This is a genomic window from Azonexus sp. GW821-FHT04F04, assembly GCF_059420025.1.
The window spans coordinates 255,133-271,331 of the sequence record NZ_JBWKSX010000003.1 but is presented as its reverse complement, the minus strand read 5'-3'; the positions used below and the strand labels follow the sequence as shown (position 1 = coordinate 271,331).

Genomic DNA, 16,199 nt, shown 5'->3' with positions numbered 1-16,199 from the left:
GGCCGACAGCCACCTGAATAGCAGGCAAGCCAGCGGCAAGGCAAATTCCCATACTATTGACAGGGGTATGATGTCTGGTCATAACCAACCTACATCTGAAAAAAATTTGTTCGATGTCCTTCGAAACGCACAGCGAATCATTTCGCGCCACCTTGCAAAGTGCCATCCTCAACGAGGCGCCAGGCGGCATTCTTGTTGTGACCCCGGAAAACACGGTGGCCTCGGTCAATGAGCGCTTTTTCGCAGTGTGGGACATGCCCTGCCCGGCTTCGCCGCTCGAAGCACTGATCGGCACCTCCGACTCCCCCATTCTCGAACAGGTGCTGGCCCGTGTCCGCGACAAAGATGTCTTCCTGACGCGTATCCGCACGCTTTACGCCGATCCGAGCCTGAAAGACGACTGCAACATCCCGCTCAAGGATGGACGTACCCTGCACCGCCATTCGGCTGCGCTGCAGGGCGACGACGGACGATACATGGGCCGGGTGTGGTTCTTCCGCGACATCAGCGACATCATCCTCTCGCAGCAAGCAAAGGAGGACAGCGAAAGGCGTTACGCCACGGCCTTCGAGACAACGCTCGACGCCATCGCCATTACCAGCCTGGAGGACGGCATTTACATCGACGTCAATCAGGCCTTCCTCGACATGAGCGGCTACACGCGCCAGGAATTGATTGGCCGCAGTTCGCTGGAACTGTCGATCTGGGCCGACCCGCTGGATCGCCAGAATTTCAGCCAGAAACTCCGCGAAAAAAAGTCGCGCTTGAACTTCGAGGCCCGCTTTCGCAAAAAGTGCGGCGAACTCTTCTGGGGCATGTTCTCCGTCTCGCCAATGAGCTTCAACGGCCAACCCTGCCTGCTTTCGATCACCCGCGACGTAACCGAGGCCAAGGCCGCACAGGATGAATTAGCCAGCCATCGCGACCGCCTCGAACAACTGGTTGCCGAGCGCACGGTCGAACTCTCGCGCGCCAAGGAAGCAGCTGAAGCGGCCAGCATCGCGAAAAGCGCCTTTCTGGCCAATATGAGTCACGAAATCCGGACCCCGCTCAATGCCGTCACCGGTATGGCCCATCTGATCCGGCGCGGCGGTCTGACCCCGTTGCAGTCCGGGCAGCTCGACAAGCTGGAAAACGCTGGCCAACACCTGCTCGGCATTATCAACGCCATTCTGGAATTATCGAAAATCGAGGCCGGGAAACTCGTTCTCGCCGAAACGCCCCTCAACGTCGGACAGGTTCTCGATAACGTCCTGACCATGCTGCAATCCGCAGCTCAGACCAAGCACCTGAATCTGTCCAGCGAAACCGAAAATCTGCCGCCCAATCTGCTGGGCGATCCGACTGCGCTCCACCAGGCCCTTCTCAACTACGCCGCCAACGCCGTCAAATTTACCGATGCCGGGACGGTTACCCTGCGGGTTCGCCTGCAGGCCGACGAAGCGGATAGTGCGGAGCTGCGCTTTGAGGTGGAAGACACCGGCATTGGCATCCCGGCCGAAGCGATGCCCAGATTGTTTGCGGCCTTCGAACAGGCGGACAACTCATTGACCCGAAAATACGGCGGAACCGGCCTCGGGCTGGCCATCACCCGCAAGCTGGCGGAACACATGGGCGGCGCGGCGGGAGCCAGCAGTACGCCGGGCCAAGGCAGTATATTCTGGTTCACCGCCCGCCTGAAAAAAGGGGGCCAGGCTCTTCGGAATATTCCGGACCTCACCCCGAGCCATCCCGAAGCCCGGCTGGCCCGTGAATTCCCGGGACGTCGCATCCTGCTCGTCGAGGACGAGCCGATCAACCGCGAAATTGCCGAGCAGATTCTGGCCGAGGCCGGACTATCCGTTGAGACAGCCGAAGACGGCAAACAAGCGGTCGACCTGGTCCGCCGCAACAATTACGACCTGATCCTCATGGACGTCCAGATGCCGACCCTCGACGGGCTGGCCGCAACCCGCCAGATTCGTGCCTTGCCCAACGGCCGGCAAGTACCGGTCATCGCCATGACCGCCAACGCCTATGCCGAGGATAGGGCTCTTTGCCTGGCCGCCGGCATGGACGACTTCATCACCAAACCGGCCAGCCCCGAACTGCTTTTTGCGACGGTACTCAGCTGGCTCGAAAAGGCCGACCCGGAAGGTCGGGCCGACTCAAAACTTAGCTGCGAAAGCAGCTAGGGCGGCCAATACCACCCCTTCCTGATCGCGGTGCGGCGAGTGACCGCATTCGGCCAGTTTGAGCAACTGCGTACCGGGTAGCTGTTCGGAAATGGCATCAATCTGGCGCATCGTGGCGTACTCGTCATCCTCGCCCTGAATGGCGAGTACCGGGCAGCGGATTTTCGGCAGATATTCTTCAATATTCCAGTCGCGGAAAGCCGGCGACAACCAGGTGTCGTTCCAGTCGCTGAACACCCGCTCGGTCTGCGCATGATGGTAACGCGCCAATTTCGTCGGCAGATCAGTCGTTTGCCAGGCCACCCTGGCCTCACGGATACCGGCCAGCGTAACCTCTTCGACGAACTCGTGCGGCGCCATGACGGCGATGCCGAGCGGCACTTCCGGGAAGGCGCCGGCGAAGATCAGCGCAATGCTGCCACCGTCGCTATGGCCGATGAGCAGTGGTCGTTTGATCTCCAAGGCGGCGAGCAGGGCCGGCAGCATTTCCTCGCCCTCGCGGTGCATGTAGCGTGGCATGCGTGGCTCCGGGCAGGCCTGCGAACCACCGTAACCGGCGCGTGACCAGACGATCAGTCGGCAACCGGTTACCGCCGCCAGCATTTCCGGAAAATGCCGCCACATGCTCACACAACCGAGGCCCTCGTGGAGCAGCAACAGCGTCGGCCGCCCTTCGGCGGTGGCCGGGTAATCGCGATATTCGAGCTTCAGCCCGTTTATAACAATGTGCTTCATGCACTCAACAGGAAATCGCGAACAACGGCAATCTGGTCCTCCGACTGAAACATCGGCGCATGGCCGACGCCTTCGATTTCGGCCAATTTAGCCCGTGGACCGCAGGAGGCCATCTTTTGCCAAGTGTCACGGGTCAGCAGGTCCGACTGGGCACCACGAATAACCAGCGTCGGGCACTTGATCTGTTCGTAAAGCGGCCAGAGGTCGACATCCTTGTCGGCAAAGGCAGCCCGGAACGGCTCGGCGATGCGCGGATCGTAACGGAAGCGCCAGCGGCCGTCGGCGCCCTGGACGACGCCGGTTTCGGTCAGGTGATACCACTGCGCCTCGGTCAGGGCACCGAATGGCTCGCTGACGAATTTGACGAAGGCCAGCGCCTCGTCGAAGGTTGCCCAATCCGGGTTGGCGCCCACATAGGTGCCGATGCGCTGCAGCGATTCGGCGGTGATCACCGGCCCGACGTCATTGAGCACCATTTTGCGGATCGGCGAACCATCCTGCGCGGCCAGCCCCATGCCGATCAGCCCGCCCATCGAGGTGCCAACCCAATGCACGCTCTCGACATTGAGGCGGGCGATCAGCGTTACCATGTCGGAAACGTATTGCGGGATGGCGTAAGCCGCCGGGTCTCGCAAATGGCCGCTCTGGCCCCGGCCGACGACATCCGGACAAATCACCCGGTAGTGACCCGACATGGCTTCGGCCAGCGCGTCAAAATCCCGGCCGTTACGAGTCAGGCCATGGACACAAATCAGGACGCGCGGATTATCGCGGGCGCCCCACTCGGTATAGGCCATCCGGTGCAGGCCCGATGGCCCGAGGCATTGCACGATCTGTTGTTTGAATTGCATGTTTGCTCCTCCGCCTCAAATGTATCACCGGCCATGCCAGTAACGATGATGTTCACGTCGCCAGCCGGACAAGGCGGCACCGCCTTCGCCGAGCTTTATACGCACGGCGCCATCGCGGTCGGTGCGCCAGATAGTCGTGCCCATCGCCTCGTAACGGGCCAGCACGTCCGACTTGGGGTGGCCGAAACGATTGCGATAGCCGACCGGGATGACAGTCTGCGTTGCGCCCACCGCCTGCAGGAAAGCCGGCGTCGATGACGTCTTTGAACCGTGGTGCGGCATGAGCAGGACATCAGCCGCCAACCGGTCCGGATAGCGCTCAAGCAAGGCGGCCTCGTCGGGCGCTTCGATGTCGGAGGTCAGCAACATGCGCTTTCCGCCAGCCTCGACGCGCAGCACGCAGGACAGATGGTTCGGCTTGCTGTCGGCCGAGTAAGCCTCAGCCGCCGGGTGCAGCACCTCGAAAACCACGTCATCCCAAACCCAGCGCTGACCGGCTATGCAGTGCTGACCGTCAATACCGGCGACTGACGAATAAACCTCGTCGACCGCCAGCGCCGCCCGCACCGAGGCCGTTCCACCCGAGTGATCGGTATCGCGATGCGTCACCATCAGGATATCAACATGGCCAATACCCTGCGCCCGCAAATACGGCACGACGACCCGCTGCCCGGCATCCGACTCGGCGCTGTAGAGCGGCCCAGGATCGTAGATCAGCGTGTGTTCGCGCGTCCGGATGATGCTGGCCAGACCCTGTCCGACATCAAGCACACTGATCCACGCGTCGCCCTCGGGCGGTTTTTCCACCGGCCAGAACAAGGCCGGCACGAACACGACGGCGCCCAGCCAGCGTCCGGGCAAGCCGCGTGGCAACAAGCAGATAGCGACGCCAACGCCCGCTGACAGCGCTGCCCACAACGGTGGAGCCGGGGCCAGCCAGACCGGCCAGGTGGCGCACCAGTCGAGAAAAACCATGAGCCAGGCCATGACCTGATGGGCCAGCCAGAGGATCGGCCACCATGGCACCAACGCCCCGAGCAGCGCCAACGGCGTGACGATGAAACTGATCACCGGAATGGCCAGCGCGTTGGCCAGCGGCGAGACCAGCGAAAACTGCTGAAAAACGAGAAGCAGAATGGGCAGCGAAGCAAGCGTTGCCGCCCACTGGACGACGCCCCAGGCGCGGATTTTGGCCCAGCGGTCAGTTGCCTCGCCGACCGAGGCTGATCCGATGTAGAGCAGCGCCCCCACGGCGCCAAAGGATAGCCAGAAACCAGCCGCCAACACCGCCCAGGGATCGAACAACAGCACGACAAGCAAGGCCAGGCATAGGATTCGACTCGGCGCCACGATGCGCCCGGAAAGCATGGCCGCGGCGGCGACCAGCAACATGTAGAGCGTACGCTGGGCCGGCACGGCAAAGCCAGCGAGCAGCGCATAAGCCAGTGCTCCCAGGCAAGCGGCGAGGAGCCCAGCCTTTTGTGCTGGCAGTCGCAAGGCCAAGGCCGGAACGCGTCGCCAGCCAAACGACACGAGCCAGCCGAACAGCGCGGCGACCATCGTGACATGCAGGCCGGAAATCGACATGAGGTGCGTCGTTCCCGTCCGGTTGAAGGTCGTCCATAGTTCGCCCTGAATCGCCTTCTGGTCGCCGATGACCAGTGCCACGAGAACCCCGGCCCACGGGTAATTTTCTTCGGGAAGAATGCTGGCAAATGAATCGCGGATGGCATGGCGCAGCCGCTCGATGACGTAATCCCCCCGCCACACCATGTCGTCCAAGCGCTGCGCCGGATTCGGGCGGATGTAGCCGGTCGCCCGGATATTGCGCTCAAGCAGCCAGGCTTCGTAGTCGAAGCCGCCGGGATTTGCATTGCCATGCGGGCGTTTCAGGCGCACCGTAAAACGCCAGCGCTCGCCAGGACGGACCTGCAGACGCTCGAATTGCTCATCGTCACGCCGTCCCTGATACCAGGAGAGCATGATCCGCTCGGGAACGACGGGTTTGACGGTTTCCACGGTCAACCGGAAATTTACGTCAAATTCGAAACGCGTACCGTTGCTGAAGTCCTGCGGCAATCCGGCGACGACGCCGACCACTTCGACATCGCGCCCCTCCCATTCGGCACCGAGTTCGTCGGCCAGCCGAACTTCGGCCCGCCAGGCGCCCCATGCCACCCCGAGGGCCAGACAGCCGAGCAGCGCCAGAAGACGAACCGGCCAGCCCGACCAGCGCAGCCGGGGCAACACCAACAGCCCGCCAGTTGCCGCCCACAGCGCCCAGCCGGGCAGCTCCGGCTGCATTTGCACGCCGAGGATGCCGGCGGCGAAGGCGAGAATATTCAGGCGCATCCTGCAATAATACGGGCATGCGCCGGACCCTGAAAAAATACCTGCCCGATCCCCAAACGATCCGCGACAACCCTTGGCTGAGACCGTTTGCCTCATCGCTGCTGCACCCGCGGCTGTGGCACCTGAACCGCCATTCGGCAGCCGGCGCGGTGGCGGCCGGCCTGTTCTGCGGGCTCATTCCCGGCCCATTGCAAATGCTCGGTGCCGCCGCCTGCGCGCTGGCATTTCGCGTCAATCTGCCGCTGGCAATGCTGATGACGCTCTACACCAACCCGTTCACCATCGTCCCGCTCTACCTGCTGGCCTACCAGATCGGTCGGCTGACCATCGGCGAAAGCAACGGATTCATTACCCCACCAGCGTTCAGCGCAACCGACTTCATCGGCTGGACGAACGCGATGCAAAACTGGATGCTGACCGTCGCCCAGCCACTGGGCATCGGCCTGATCATGCTCGCCAGCGGACTGGCGGTAATCGGCTATTTCGCCACGCGCGCGGCGTGGCGGGTTTACCTGATCAACGCCTGGCGGCGCCGGACGAAACTCAGGTCCGGAAGCGGGCGATAGCCGTCGTCAACGCGTGCGCCAGCTTGCGCAGCGTATCTGACGTATCGGCGTTGCCACTGGCCGCCGCGCTGTTTTCCTCGGCCATCTGGGCGATGCGCTCGACGTTCTGGGCGATCTCGGTACTGGCCGCAGCCTGTTCGCGCAAGGCCACGGAAATCTCGGAAACGGCGTTGAGAACCTGGCGTGACTGGGCCTGAACCTGGCCAATCGCTTCGCCAGCCAGGCGCGCCTGCTCAACCCCGGACGACACCCGCGAAACACCCTCTTTCATACTCGATACCGCCGTTGCGGTGCCTGACTGAACAGCCGAAATCATGGCCGAGATTTCATGCGTCGATTTGGTCGTCCGTTCCGCCAGCTTTCTGACTTCATCGGCCACCACGGCAAAACCACGCCCCGACTCGCCAGCACGCGCCGCCTCGATGGCGGCATTGAGTGCCAGCAGATTGGTCTGATCGGCAATATCCTTGATCGTGCCGACGATGGCCGAAATCTGTCCGGATTGCTGCCCCAGGGCCTCGACCGCTGCCGCCGATTCATTGACGGTCTGGGCGATGCCCTGAATTTCATTGACCACGCCCTGGACAATCTGGCCACCGCGCGTCGCGACCTCATCCGATTCGCGCGAGTACATCTGCGCATCCTGCGCATTGCGGGAAATGTGATCGATGCCGACGGTCATTTGTTCGACAGCGGCCGCCATGCTCGAAGCCGAATCGCTCTGCGATGCGGTGCCCGACGATATCTGCTGGCTCGACGAAGCCAGTTGTTCGGCCGCCTGATTGAGTTGCCGAACATCTCCCTGAATGCCGCCGAGCAATTTGCGGAAGGCCGCTGCCATGCCATTGAAATTCTGGCCGGCGCCATGCAGTTCATCGACCCCATGGGTGTCGAACTCGATCGTCAGGTCACCATCAGCCAAACGGCTGGCCCCCCGGGAAAAGTCCCCGACGCTGTTGATGACCGAATAATAGGTACCAATGCCAAGATACATGACAAGCAGAGCAATCCCGACAGCCATCCCGACCTGAAACAGCAGCACCTGGCGCGACTGATCTATCCGCCTCTGCAATTGATGCTCGAATTGCGGAATCAGCGTGTCGAACATGACCTTGTAGCCGAGATCGATGACCTGCGTCGTCATCGCAAAATAGTCCTGAGGGGCGGTCGCATACTTTTCACCAAAAATATCGTCGCGCACCAAGGCGAAAATCTTCTCAGCCCCCGCTGAAAATTCCCTGGTCGGCCCGGAAAGCGCCGACTGCAGCGCCGGCGAGTAACGCATCACCTTTTCCAGATTGATGTTCTGGGCGCGCAGCGTGCCTTCCATCTGCGCCAGGATTGACGAAAACTCGACACGCTGCTGCTGCGACAATTCCTTCTTGGTCAACAGGCCGGTGCCACGCGCCCGCGTAATCCCCATCTGTTCGAGCATGGCAGGCATCTTGGTGACCAGCGTGTCCATGAAATAGTAGGTATCCATGACCGGATCAAGGGTCATTTGCGTCTCGTCGGCCACCGTCACCATGAACTGAAGGACGTTACCAATCATTTGCGAATGGCGCTTGATATTCTCCGGCGGCGTCCAGGTCAGCCCTTGCCCGGCAATGGTCTCCCAGTCCCGACGAATCGCCCTCCAGTCAGCGGTTTCGCGCAACAGCGGCGAGAGCGCCGCATCGGTTGCCACGATGGCCGCAGCCACCTCTTTTTCCTTGGCGGCCCGCTTGTCCTTCATTCCGTCGTTGCCATTGAGCACGCCAGACGACAACCCGCGATGTTGCTGCATCGCCTTTGCCAGGCTATTGATCGGCTTGATCATCTGCAGCCCGGCCATTTCCTGCTCGGCCGTTTCGATATCCCGACTCAGGAAGGAAAAGACCGAGTACAGGAGAACCAGCATGACAAACAAAACCGCCGAGCCGAGCAGCAAGAATTTGCTGTTGTAACGGAGCCGGTTCATCAGGGCAACAGCCGGGGAAAAGAGCGCTTGCATTAGGGATCTCCTCAACGTCGCTCCGCTTGCGACATGCCAAATATTAAATTAAATACATCCTTTACATTTTATCACTTATCAAACTATTAACAAAGAACACCGTCATTCAAATTTAGCACCCGATCCGCCTTTGCTGCCAGGCGCTGATCGTGGGTTACGACAATCAGGCTGGTTTGCTGCTCGCGCACCCGATCAATCAGCAAGCCAAAAACGACAGATGCCGTATGACTATCAAGATTGCCGGTTGGTTCATCGGCCAGCAAACATGAAGGATCGCTGACCAGGGCACGGGCGATGGCGGCGCGCTGGCGCTCGCCACCAGAAAGCTCACCGGGTCGATGTTCTACCCGGTGGCCGAGGCCGACGGCAGTCAGTATCTCGCCCGCTCTGGCCAGCGCTTCAGCTCGTTCCATGCGACGAATCAGCAAGGGCATGGCGACATTTTCCAGCGCCGAGAACTCGGCGAGCAGATGGTGGAACTGATAGACGAAGCCGAGATGCCGGTTGCGCCAGTCGCCCCGGGCAACCTCGCCGAGCGACGAAAAATCGCGGCCCATCAAGGTCACATCACCGGCCGTTGGCGTGTCCAGCCCGCCCAGCAAGTGCAACAAGGTGCTCTTGCCCGAGCCGGAGGCACCGACCACGGCAACCGTTTCGCCGGGATTGACCTGCAAGTCGATGCCGGAGAGCACAGGCACTTCGAGCCCGCCGCCACGAAATACCTTGGATAGCCCGCGGGAGATCAGAATCGGTTCACTCATAGCGCAGGGCCTCCGCCGGATTAACGCGGGAAGCCCGCCAACTGGGGTAAAGCGTCGCCAGCAAGGCAAGCACGAAGGCAATCAGCGTGACACCCCAGACATCGCCCCATTGCAACTCGGACGGCAGGTCGGAGATGTAGTAAACCTCCTTCGACAGGAAATGCACACCAAGCATCTGCTCGATGAACGGGACAACGACATCGATATTAAGCGCCAGCAGCACGCCGCCGACGATGCCCAGACCAAGCCCGATGAAGCCGACCAGCGCGCCCTGCACGACGAAGACCGCCATGATCGACAACGGCCGCGCCCCGAGCGTGCGCAGGATGGCAATGTCGGCCTGCTTGTCGGTGACCGCCATGACCAGCGTCGAGACCAAGTTGAAGGCGGCGACGGCGACGATCAGCGAGAGGATGATGAACATCATGTTTTTCTCGATCGCCACGGCGCGGAAGAAATTGGCGTGGCTCTTCGTCCAGTCGCTCAGGTAGGCGTCGGCATCGATGTAGCGGACCAGTTCGCGGGCGATGCGCGGCGCCTGGAACAGATCGTCGACCTTGAGCCGCACGCCGGTCACCCGGTCCTCCATCTGGTAGAGCTTCTGCGCGTCTTCGAGATTGATCAGGGCCAGCCCCGAGTCGTACTCGAACATGCCGACCTCGAAAATGCCAACCACCTTGAAGGATTTCAGGCGCGGCATCACGCCGGCCGGCGTCACCGTGCCCTGCGGCGCGATCAGCGTCAGCTTATCGCCGGTAAAAACACGCAGCGAGCGGGCCAGATCGGAACCCAGCACGACACCGAATTCACCCGGCCGCAGATCGTCGAGGCTGCCGCTCTGGATGGTCTTGCGGAAATCGGCAACGCGGTCCTCCTGATCGGGAATGATGCCGCGCACGATGGTGCCCTTGACCGTGCCATCGACGCTGAACATCCCCTGCGACTGGACAAACGGCGCGCTGGCCCGGACTTCGGGGTGCTTGGCGGCCTGCTCGGCGACCAGTTGCCAGTTCGGCAACTCGCCGTTGATGCCGGTGATCTGGATGTGCGAGGCGACGCCGAGAATGCGCGTCCGCAACTCCTTCTGAAAGCCGTTCATGACCGACAGCACGACGATCAGCGCCGCAACACCGAGGCCGATGCCGAGCATGGAGATCAGTGAAATGAATGAAATGAAGTGATTGCGTTTCTTGGCGCGCGTGTAGCGCAGGCCAATCAGCAACTCGTAGGGTAATGCCATCGGTATTCCCGCAATGCAACAAAACCGCTATGGTACACGCACCCGGAAAAAGCCGGCCCATCAACCTGTTCAGGAAGCTTTCGCAATGATCGTCACCAATATTGAAACCGTACCTGGCCAGACCATCGTCAAGCACCTCGGCCTGGTCAGCGGCAACACCGTGCGCTCCAAACACGCCGGCCGCGACCTGATGGCCGGCCTGAAAAACATCTTCGGCGGCGAACTCAAGGGCTATACCGAATTGCTCACTGAATCGCGCGAAGAAGCCGTGCAGCGGATGATCGATCAAGCCAAAGCAGTCGGCGCCAATGCCATTGTCAACGTGCGCTTCTCGACGTCATCGGTCGCTGCCGGCGCCGCCGAGCTGTACGCCTACGGCACCGCCGTTGTCGTGGAATAAGCTATGTACGACCTGATACTTTTCCTGGTCCTGCTGCTACTCGGCTACGTCTTCGGTCAACGCGCCGAAAAGAGCCATTTCCGTTCGATCATCGAACGCGAAAAGCAACTGCGCGACATCCTGGTTTTTTCCGAGCGACGCATTCCTGACGAAGACAAACTTGACGGCACGCTGGTCTGCGGCAGTGTTGTCGTTTCGGTCGATTTCTTCAAACGCTTCGTCGCCGGCCTGCGCAATCTGGTCGGCGGTCGCGTCAGTGCCTATGAATCCCTGCTCGAACGCGCCCGCCGCGAGGCCATCCTGCGCATGAAGGAAGAAGCGCGGCGGACCGGGGCAAGGAGCGTCTGGAACACCCGCCTGGAGACATCGTCGATCTACAAGGGCGCGCAGCAGAGCATCGGCGCGGTCGAAGTCCTGGCCTACGGGACCGCCGTCAAGCCGCGCTGACCAGATGGCCGAATACGAAAACCCGCAGATTCCCGAGGGCATCAATGTCAGCTCGACTCACCCGCTCAAGGATTTCGCCCTGCTCGTCGCCGGCATCAGCGCCCTGATCATCGTCGCCGTGCTGGCCCTGTCGCTGCTCGCCGGCCAGCTTGCCCGCCACATCCCGTTCGCACAGGAACGGGCCTTGGCGGCCAGCCTCGGCCGCTGGCTTCCGGAGCCACCTGATTCGGCGGTCGCCAAGCAGCGCCAGCACTATTTGCAAACCCTGACCGACCGTCTCGCCAGCGCAATGGCTCTGCCACCGGACATGCCGATTACCGTGCATTACTCGTCGAGCCAAACGGTCAATGCGATGGCCACGCTGGGCGGCCACGTTGTCGTCTTCCAAGGCCTGATCGATACCCTGCCCAGCGAAAATGCGCTGGCCATGGTCCTGGCCCATGAAATCGCCCACGTCCGCCACCGCGACCCGGTTGTCGCCATGGGCCGCGGCTTCGCCGTCGTGCTCGCCCTCTCCAGCCTGGCCGGCTTCGGCGATGGCGCACTGCAGCAATGGCTGGGTGGTGTCGGCATGCTGCCCATCCTTTCCTTCAGCCGCAGCCAGGAAGAAGCCGCCGACAGCTCCGCGCTGCAAGCGGTACTCGACCTCTACGGCCACGTCGGTGACGCCGCAGCCTTTTTCGAGGCGGTAGCCGAGCGCCAATCGGCGGCACATACTCCGACGATGTTCAACACCCATCCCGACGTCGACCAACGGATTGCCCGCATTCGCGAATTCTCGGCCCGCCATGCGAAGCCGGAACAAGCGCCGGCGACGCCCCTGCCGGGTTTCATGAAGGCTGACTGACCAGCGATTCGGCGCCGCCTGCCGGCCGATGATAGACTCCCGGCTTCCCCAGCCTGAAGCCCTCCCCGTGCGCCTTACCCTGCTTGTCCCCGAACTGATCTGGCCCGAACCGAACGACCAACTGACCCTCGGAAAACTGGCTGCCCCCGGCTTTGAATGGCTGGCCGCCCATGCTGAATTTTCGCGCCAGCCGCGCCGGGCTTTCGAACACAGCCTGGCCGACAACTTCGGGCTGACCGACGCACCTTTCGGCGCCCTGCGCCTGCTCGGCGAAGCGGGCGAAAAGCAGGTGAGCGAATGCAACTGGCTGTGCGCCGACCCGGTTCACCTGCGCTTTCATCACGAACGCATTGTCCTTGCCGATGCCGGCGCATTCGAACTCGAACTGGAAGAAGCGCAGGCCATCACGGCCGCCCTGAACTCGGAATTTGCCGACATCGGGCGATTTCATGTCGCCACCGCCCGCCGCTGGTATCTGCAATTGCATTCCACGGTCAACGAGAAATTTGCCCCAATTTCAACAATTGCCGGCCGTCGCCTCGATAGCGACCTGACCGACAAGAACGGCCGGCTCAACCGCTGGCTCAACGAAGTGCAGATGTTCCTGCACGGCCACCCGATCAACGAGCGCCGTCAGGCCGAAGGCAAGCCGGCCGTCAACAGCGTGTGGCTGTGGGGCGGAGGGCCGCTGGCCGAAGTGCCGGCCCCGCACTTTTCCGCCGTGTGCAGCGACAATCCGCTGGCCACCGGCCTGGCGCTCGCTGCCGGCATCGAGGCCCCGCCCTGCCCGGCCAGCCTGAGCGCACTGCTCGCCGACTCGGCGCCGAACGACGCGCCGCTGGTCCTGCTCGACACCTTGCTGCCACCGGTCCTCTACGAAAACAGCGAAGACTGGCGCAACGCCTTCGCCGCGCTTGAACGCGACTGGTTCGTCCCGCTCCGTGCCGCGCTCGGCGGCAAGATCGAAAGCCTGAGCATCGTCGCCCCCACCATCTACGGCCAGCTGACCTGGACCCTGCACGGCAAGGACCGCTGGAAATTCTGGCGCAAGAGCCGCTCACTGCAGACCATCGCCAAGGATTTGGCCGAAACTCCGGCCGAAGGAACACTCCCGTGACCAACATCACCACCCGCAGCGCGCCGCAACGCGTCGTCTGGCAACTCGAACAACAGGGCCTGCACCCGCTGCTCGCCCGGCTCTACGCGGCGCGTGGCATCAAGGACAAGTCCGAGCTCGACTACGAACTCAAATCGCTGATCCCGCCAACCGCACTGACCAACGCCACTGAGGCCGCCCAACTATTGGCCGACGCCATCGAAGCCGAAGCGAAAATGCTGATCATCGGCGACTACGACTGCGACGGCGCCACCGCCACAGCCGTCGGCATGCGCGCCCTGAAGTCGCTTGGCGCCGATGTCGATTTCCTGCTACCCGACCGCTTCAAGCTCGGCTACGGTTTGTCGCCAGAAATCGTCGATGTCGCTGCACAGCAGTCGCCGGACCTCATCATCACCGTCGACAATGGCATCGCCAGCCTCGAAGGCGTCGCCCGCGCCCAGCAGCACGGCATCGCAACACTGATCACCGACCACCACCTGCCGGCTGAAACGCTGCCCGAGGCCGATTGCATCGTCAATCCCAACCAGCCCGGCTGCGACTTCCCGTCCAAATGCATCGCCGGCGTCGGCGTCATGTTCTACGTCATGCTCGCCCTGCGCGCCGAACTGCGCGAACGCGGCTGGTTTGCCGAACGCCCGGAACCCAATTTCGCCAGCCTGCTCGACCTCGTCGCGCTCGGCACCGTCGCCGACGTCGTCAAGCTCGACCGCAACAACCGCATCCTCGTCAGCCAGGGCCTCAAGCGCATGCGTGCCGGCCAGATGCAGGCCGGCATCGCCGCCCTGTTCAAGGCCGCCGGACGCGATCCGAAGAAGGCCACGGCGATGGATCTCGGCTTCATCCTCGGCCCGCGCCTCAATGCCGCCGGCCGCCTCGCCGACATGCGCCTCGGCGTCGAATGCCTGCTCACCGACGCCCCCAGCCGCGCCCTGCAAATCGCCCAGGAACTCGACACCCTCAACCGCGAGCGCCGCGAAATCGAATCCGGCATGCAGGAACAGGCGCTCGTCCTGCTCGACTCGCTCGACGCCAACGAGGCTTCGCCCGGCATCGCGCTCTTCGACGAAAGCTGGCACGAAGGCGTCGTCGGCATCCTCGCCTCGCGCATCAAGGACAAGCTGCACCGCCCGGTCTTCGCCTTCGCCCCCGGTGAAGGCGGCATCGTCAAGGGTTCCGGCCGCTCGATCCCCGGCCTGCACCTGCGCGACGCCCTCGACCTCGTCGCCAAACGCGCCCCCGGCCTGCTCATCCGCTTCGGTGGCCACGCCATGGCAGCCGGTGCCACGGTCAACGCGGAAAATTTCGAAAAATTCAAATCCCTGTTCGCCGAAGTCGCCGGCGAACTTCTCGCCCCGGCCGACCTGACCCGCACGCTGGAAACCGACGGCAACCTCGAAGGGAGCTACATTTCCCTGGCCACCGCCCGCCTGCTCGAAAACGAAATCTGGGGCCAAGGCTTCCCGGCACCGCTGTTCATGGACGATTTCGAGGTCGAACAGCAACGCGTGCTCAAGGACAAACACCTCAAACTCCGCCTGCGCAAAGGCGACACCCGCATCGACGGCATCCAGTTCAATTTCAGCACCCAGCCCGGCCCTCGCACCCGCCTCGCCTACCGGCTGACCATCAACGAATACATGGGCGTCGAAAGCCCGCAGTTGATGGTTGAACATCTGGAGTAACCGCTATTTGGTATTTGCAGCGCCATTGCTACGGTCAACCGGAAAAAACGGCCAAAATTGACATCCCGCCATGCCGCTCGCCGGACAGGCGGGATTAGCCAAAGGCAGCAAGGTTATTCCCGATAGGCCAAGGCAGCATTGCCACGCAACCACTCAACCAGCACATCGACCAACGCGCGAACCTTGCCCGAAGCTTGCCGCCCTTCGAGGTAAATGATGTGGACGGGCAGCGCCGGCGGCTCGTTGTCGGCAAACAAGCGGATCAGTTTCCCCGTCGCCAGATGGCCCGCCACCTGGTAGGACATCAGGCGCGTCACGCCAAAGCCCATCAGCGCTGCCTCGATGGCCGCCGCATTGTTGCTGACAGTCAGGCGCGGCCGAAGCTTGACGCTGAATTGATGCTTGCCGTCGCCCAGGCGCCATTCGGTACCCGGCGATACCGCGCTGGCCGAGATGATGGTCTGCCCGGTCAGATCGCTCGGCTCCCTCAACTCGGGGTGCCGGGCCAGGTAGTCCGGCGCGGCGCAAATGACGCGACGGACCGAACCGACCGGAACGGCGCGCATCGTCGAATCGGGTAGGTCGCCGATACGAACGCCGACATCGATGCCCTCCTCGAGCAGATTGACCACCCGGTCGACATAGACCGCGCTGACCGAAACCTCCGGGTAACGCGCCAGGAATTCGACGATACCCGGCATGACGTGCATGCTGCCGAAGAGGACCGGGGCCGTGACGACCAATCGGCCACGCACCGTGGCGTGAACGCCGGCCGCCGCCTCGTCGGCCTCGTCGGCCTCGGCCAGAATGCGGCGGGCGCTTTCAAGATAGCGCTGACCGGCATCGGTCGCCCGGACAAAGCGCGTCGTCCTGGTCAACAGCTTGACGCCGAGATGCGCTTCCAGCGCCGCAATGGTCCGCGTCACAGCGGGCGGCGACATGTTCAGCCGGCGCGCCGCGGCGGCAAAACTCTCCTCTTCGGCCACCGCAACAAAGACACCCATCGAATATAGCCGGTCCATTTCAATATT

At 62.4% G+C, this 16,199-nt stretch carries 14 protein-coding genes; 7 read left to right on the top strand and 7 right to left on the bottom strand.

What is annotated here, in order from left to right:
• Positions 1-113: 113 nt before the first annotated feature.
• On the top strand, positions 114-2,174 hold the full coding sequence (locus AC07TV_RS08655) for a PAS domain-containing hybrid sensor histidine kinase/response regulator (RefSeq protein ID WP_494647988.1): 2,061 nt from the start codon (positions 114-116) through the stop codon (positions 2,172-2,174).
• On the opposite strand, the gene AC07TV_RS08650 is transcribed toward AC07TV_RS08655, so the two are convergent.
• From AC07TV_RS08650 to AC07TV_RS08640, 3 genes are read right to left on the bottom strand one after another with little or no spacing between them, the layout of a single operon-like run.
• Positions 2,148-2,909, bottom strand: coding sequence for an alpha/beta fold hydrolase (locus AC07TV_RS08650; protein ID WP_494647987.1), 762 nt, complete (start codon positions 2,907-2,909; stop codon positions 2,148-2,150). The genes AC07TV_RS08655 and AC07TV_RS08650 overlap by 27 nt on opposite strands.
• Positions 2,906-3,760, bottom strand: a complete 855-nt coding sequence (locus AC07TV_RS08645) for an alpha/beta fold hydrolase (protein WP_494647986.1) — start codon at positions 3,758-3,760, stop codon at positions 2,906-2,908. Before AC07TV_RS08645 ends, AC07TV_RS08650 begins: the two co-directional genes overlap by 4 nt.
• A 24-nt stretch (positions 3,761-3,784) precedes the next feature.
• On the bottom strand, positions 3,785-6,112 hold the full coding sequence (locus tag AC07TV_RS08640; RefSeq protein WP_494647985.1) for a DNA internalization-related competence protein ComEC/Rec2: 2,328 nt from the start codon (positions 6,110-6,112) through the stop codon (positions 3,785-3,787).
• Between the two features lie 17 nt (positions 6,113-6,129).
• On the opposite strand from AC07TV_RS08640, the gene AC07TV_RS08635 reads away from it, so the two are divergent.
• Positions 6,130-6,678 (top strand): DUF2062 domain-containing protein, encoded by a 549-nt coding sequence (locus tag AC07TV_RS08635; protein ID WP_494647984.1) that lies wholly within the window; start codon positions 6,130-6,132, stop codon positions 6,676-6,678.
• Here the strand turns inward: AC07TV_RS08635 and AC07TV_RS08630 are convergent.
• From AC07TV_RS08630 to AC07TV_RS08620, 3 genes are all read right to left on the bottom strand, one after another.
• A complete protein-coding gene (locus tag AC07TV_RS08630) occupies positions 6,656-8,671 on the bottom strand; it encodes a methyl-accepting chemotaxis protein (protein WP_494647983.1) in 2,016 nt (671 codons plus the stop codon). The genes AC07TV_RS08635 and AC07TV_RS08630 overlap by 23 nt on opposite strands.
• 86 nt (positions 8,672-8,757) lie before the next feature.
• Entirely contained in the window at positions 8,758-9,432 is a 675-nt protein-coding gene (gene lolD / locus AC07TV_RS08625) for a lipoprotein-releasing ABC transporter ATP-binding protein LolD (RefSeq protein WP_494647982.1), read from the bottom strand.
• A complete protein-coding gene (locus tag AC07TV_RS08620) occupies positions 9,425-10,672 on the bottom strand; it encodes a lipoprotein-releasing ABC transporter permease subunit (RefSeq protein ID WP_310493673.1) in 1,248 nt (415 codons plus the stop codon). Before AC07TV_RS08620 ends, lolD begins: the two co-directional genes overlap by 8 nt.
• A gap of 85 nt (positions 10,673-10,757) precedes the next feature.
• On the opposite strand from AC07TV_RS08620, the gene AC07TV_RS08615 reads away from it, so the two are divergent.
• The 5 genes from AC07TV_RS08615 to recJ all read left to right on the top strand — a co-directional run bounded on the left by AC07TV_RS08615 (position 10,758) and on the right by recJ (position 15,168).
• On the top strand, positions 10,758-11,072 hold the full coding sequence (locus AC07TV_RS08615) for a YbjQ family protein (RefSeq protein ID WP_310493674.1): 315 nt from the start codon (positions 10,758-10,760) through the stop codon (positions 11,070-11,072).
• Between the two features lie 3 nt (positions 11,073-11,075).
• Positions 11,076-11,519, top strand: coding sequence for a YbjQ family protein (locus AC07TV_RS08610; protein WP_494647981.1), 444 nt, complete (start codon positions 11,076-11,078; stop codon positions 11,517-11,519).
• 4 nt (positions 11,520-11,523) lie between these two features.
• Entirely contained in the window at positions 11,524-12,366 is an 843-nt protein-coding gene (locus tag AC07TV_RS08605) for a M48 family metallopeptidase (RefSeq protein ID WP_494647980.1), read from the top strand.
• Positions 12,367-12,433: 67 nt separating this feature from the next.
• Positions 12,434-13,483, top strand: a complete 1,050-nt coding sequence (locus AC07TV_RS08600) for a hypothetical protein (RefSeq protein WP_494647979.1) — start codon at positions 12,434-12,436, stop codon at positions 13,481-13,483.
• Positions 13,480-15,168: a single-stranded-DNA-specific exonuclease RecJ gene (gene recJ, locus AC07TV_RS08595; protein ID WP_494647978.1), complete on the top strand. Its 1,689-nt coding sequence runs from the start codon at positions 13,480-13,482 to the stop codon at positions 15,166-15,168. The genes AC07TV_RS08600 and recJ overlap by 4 nt, the downstream gene beginning before the upstream one ends.
• A gap of 113 nt (positions 15,169-15,281) precedes the next feature.
• Here the strand turns inward: recJ and AC07TV_RS08590 are convergent, their stop codons facing one another.
• Positions 15,282-16,190, bottom strand: a complete 909-nt coding sequence (locus tag AC07TV_RS08590) for a LysR family transcriptional regulator (RefSeq protein WP_494647977.1) — start codon at positions 16,188-16,190, stop codon at positions 15,282-15,284.
• Between the last annotated feature and the right edge of the window lie 9 nt (positions 16,191-16,199).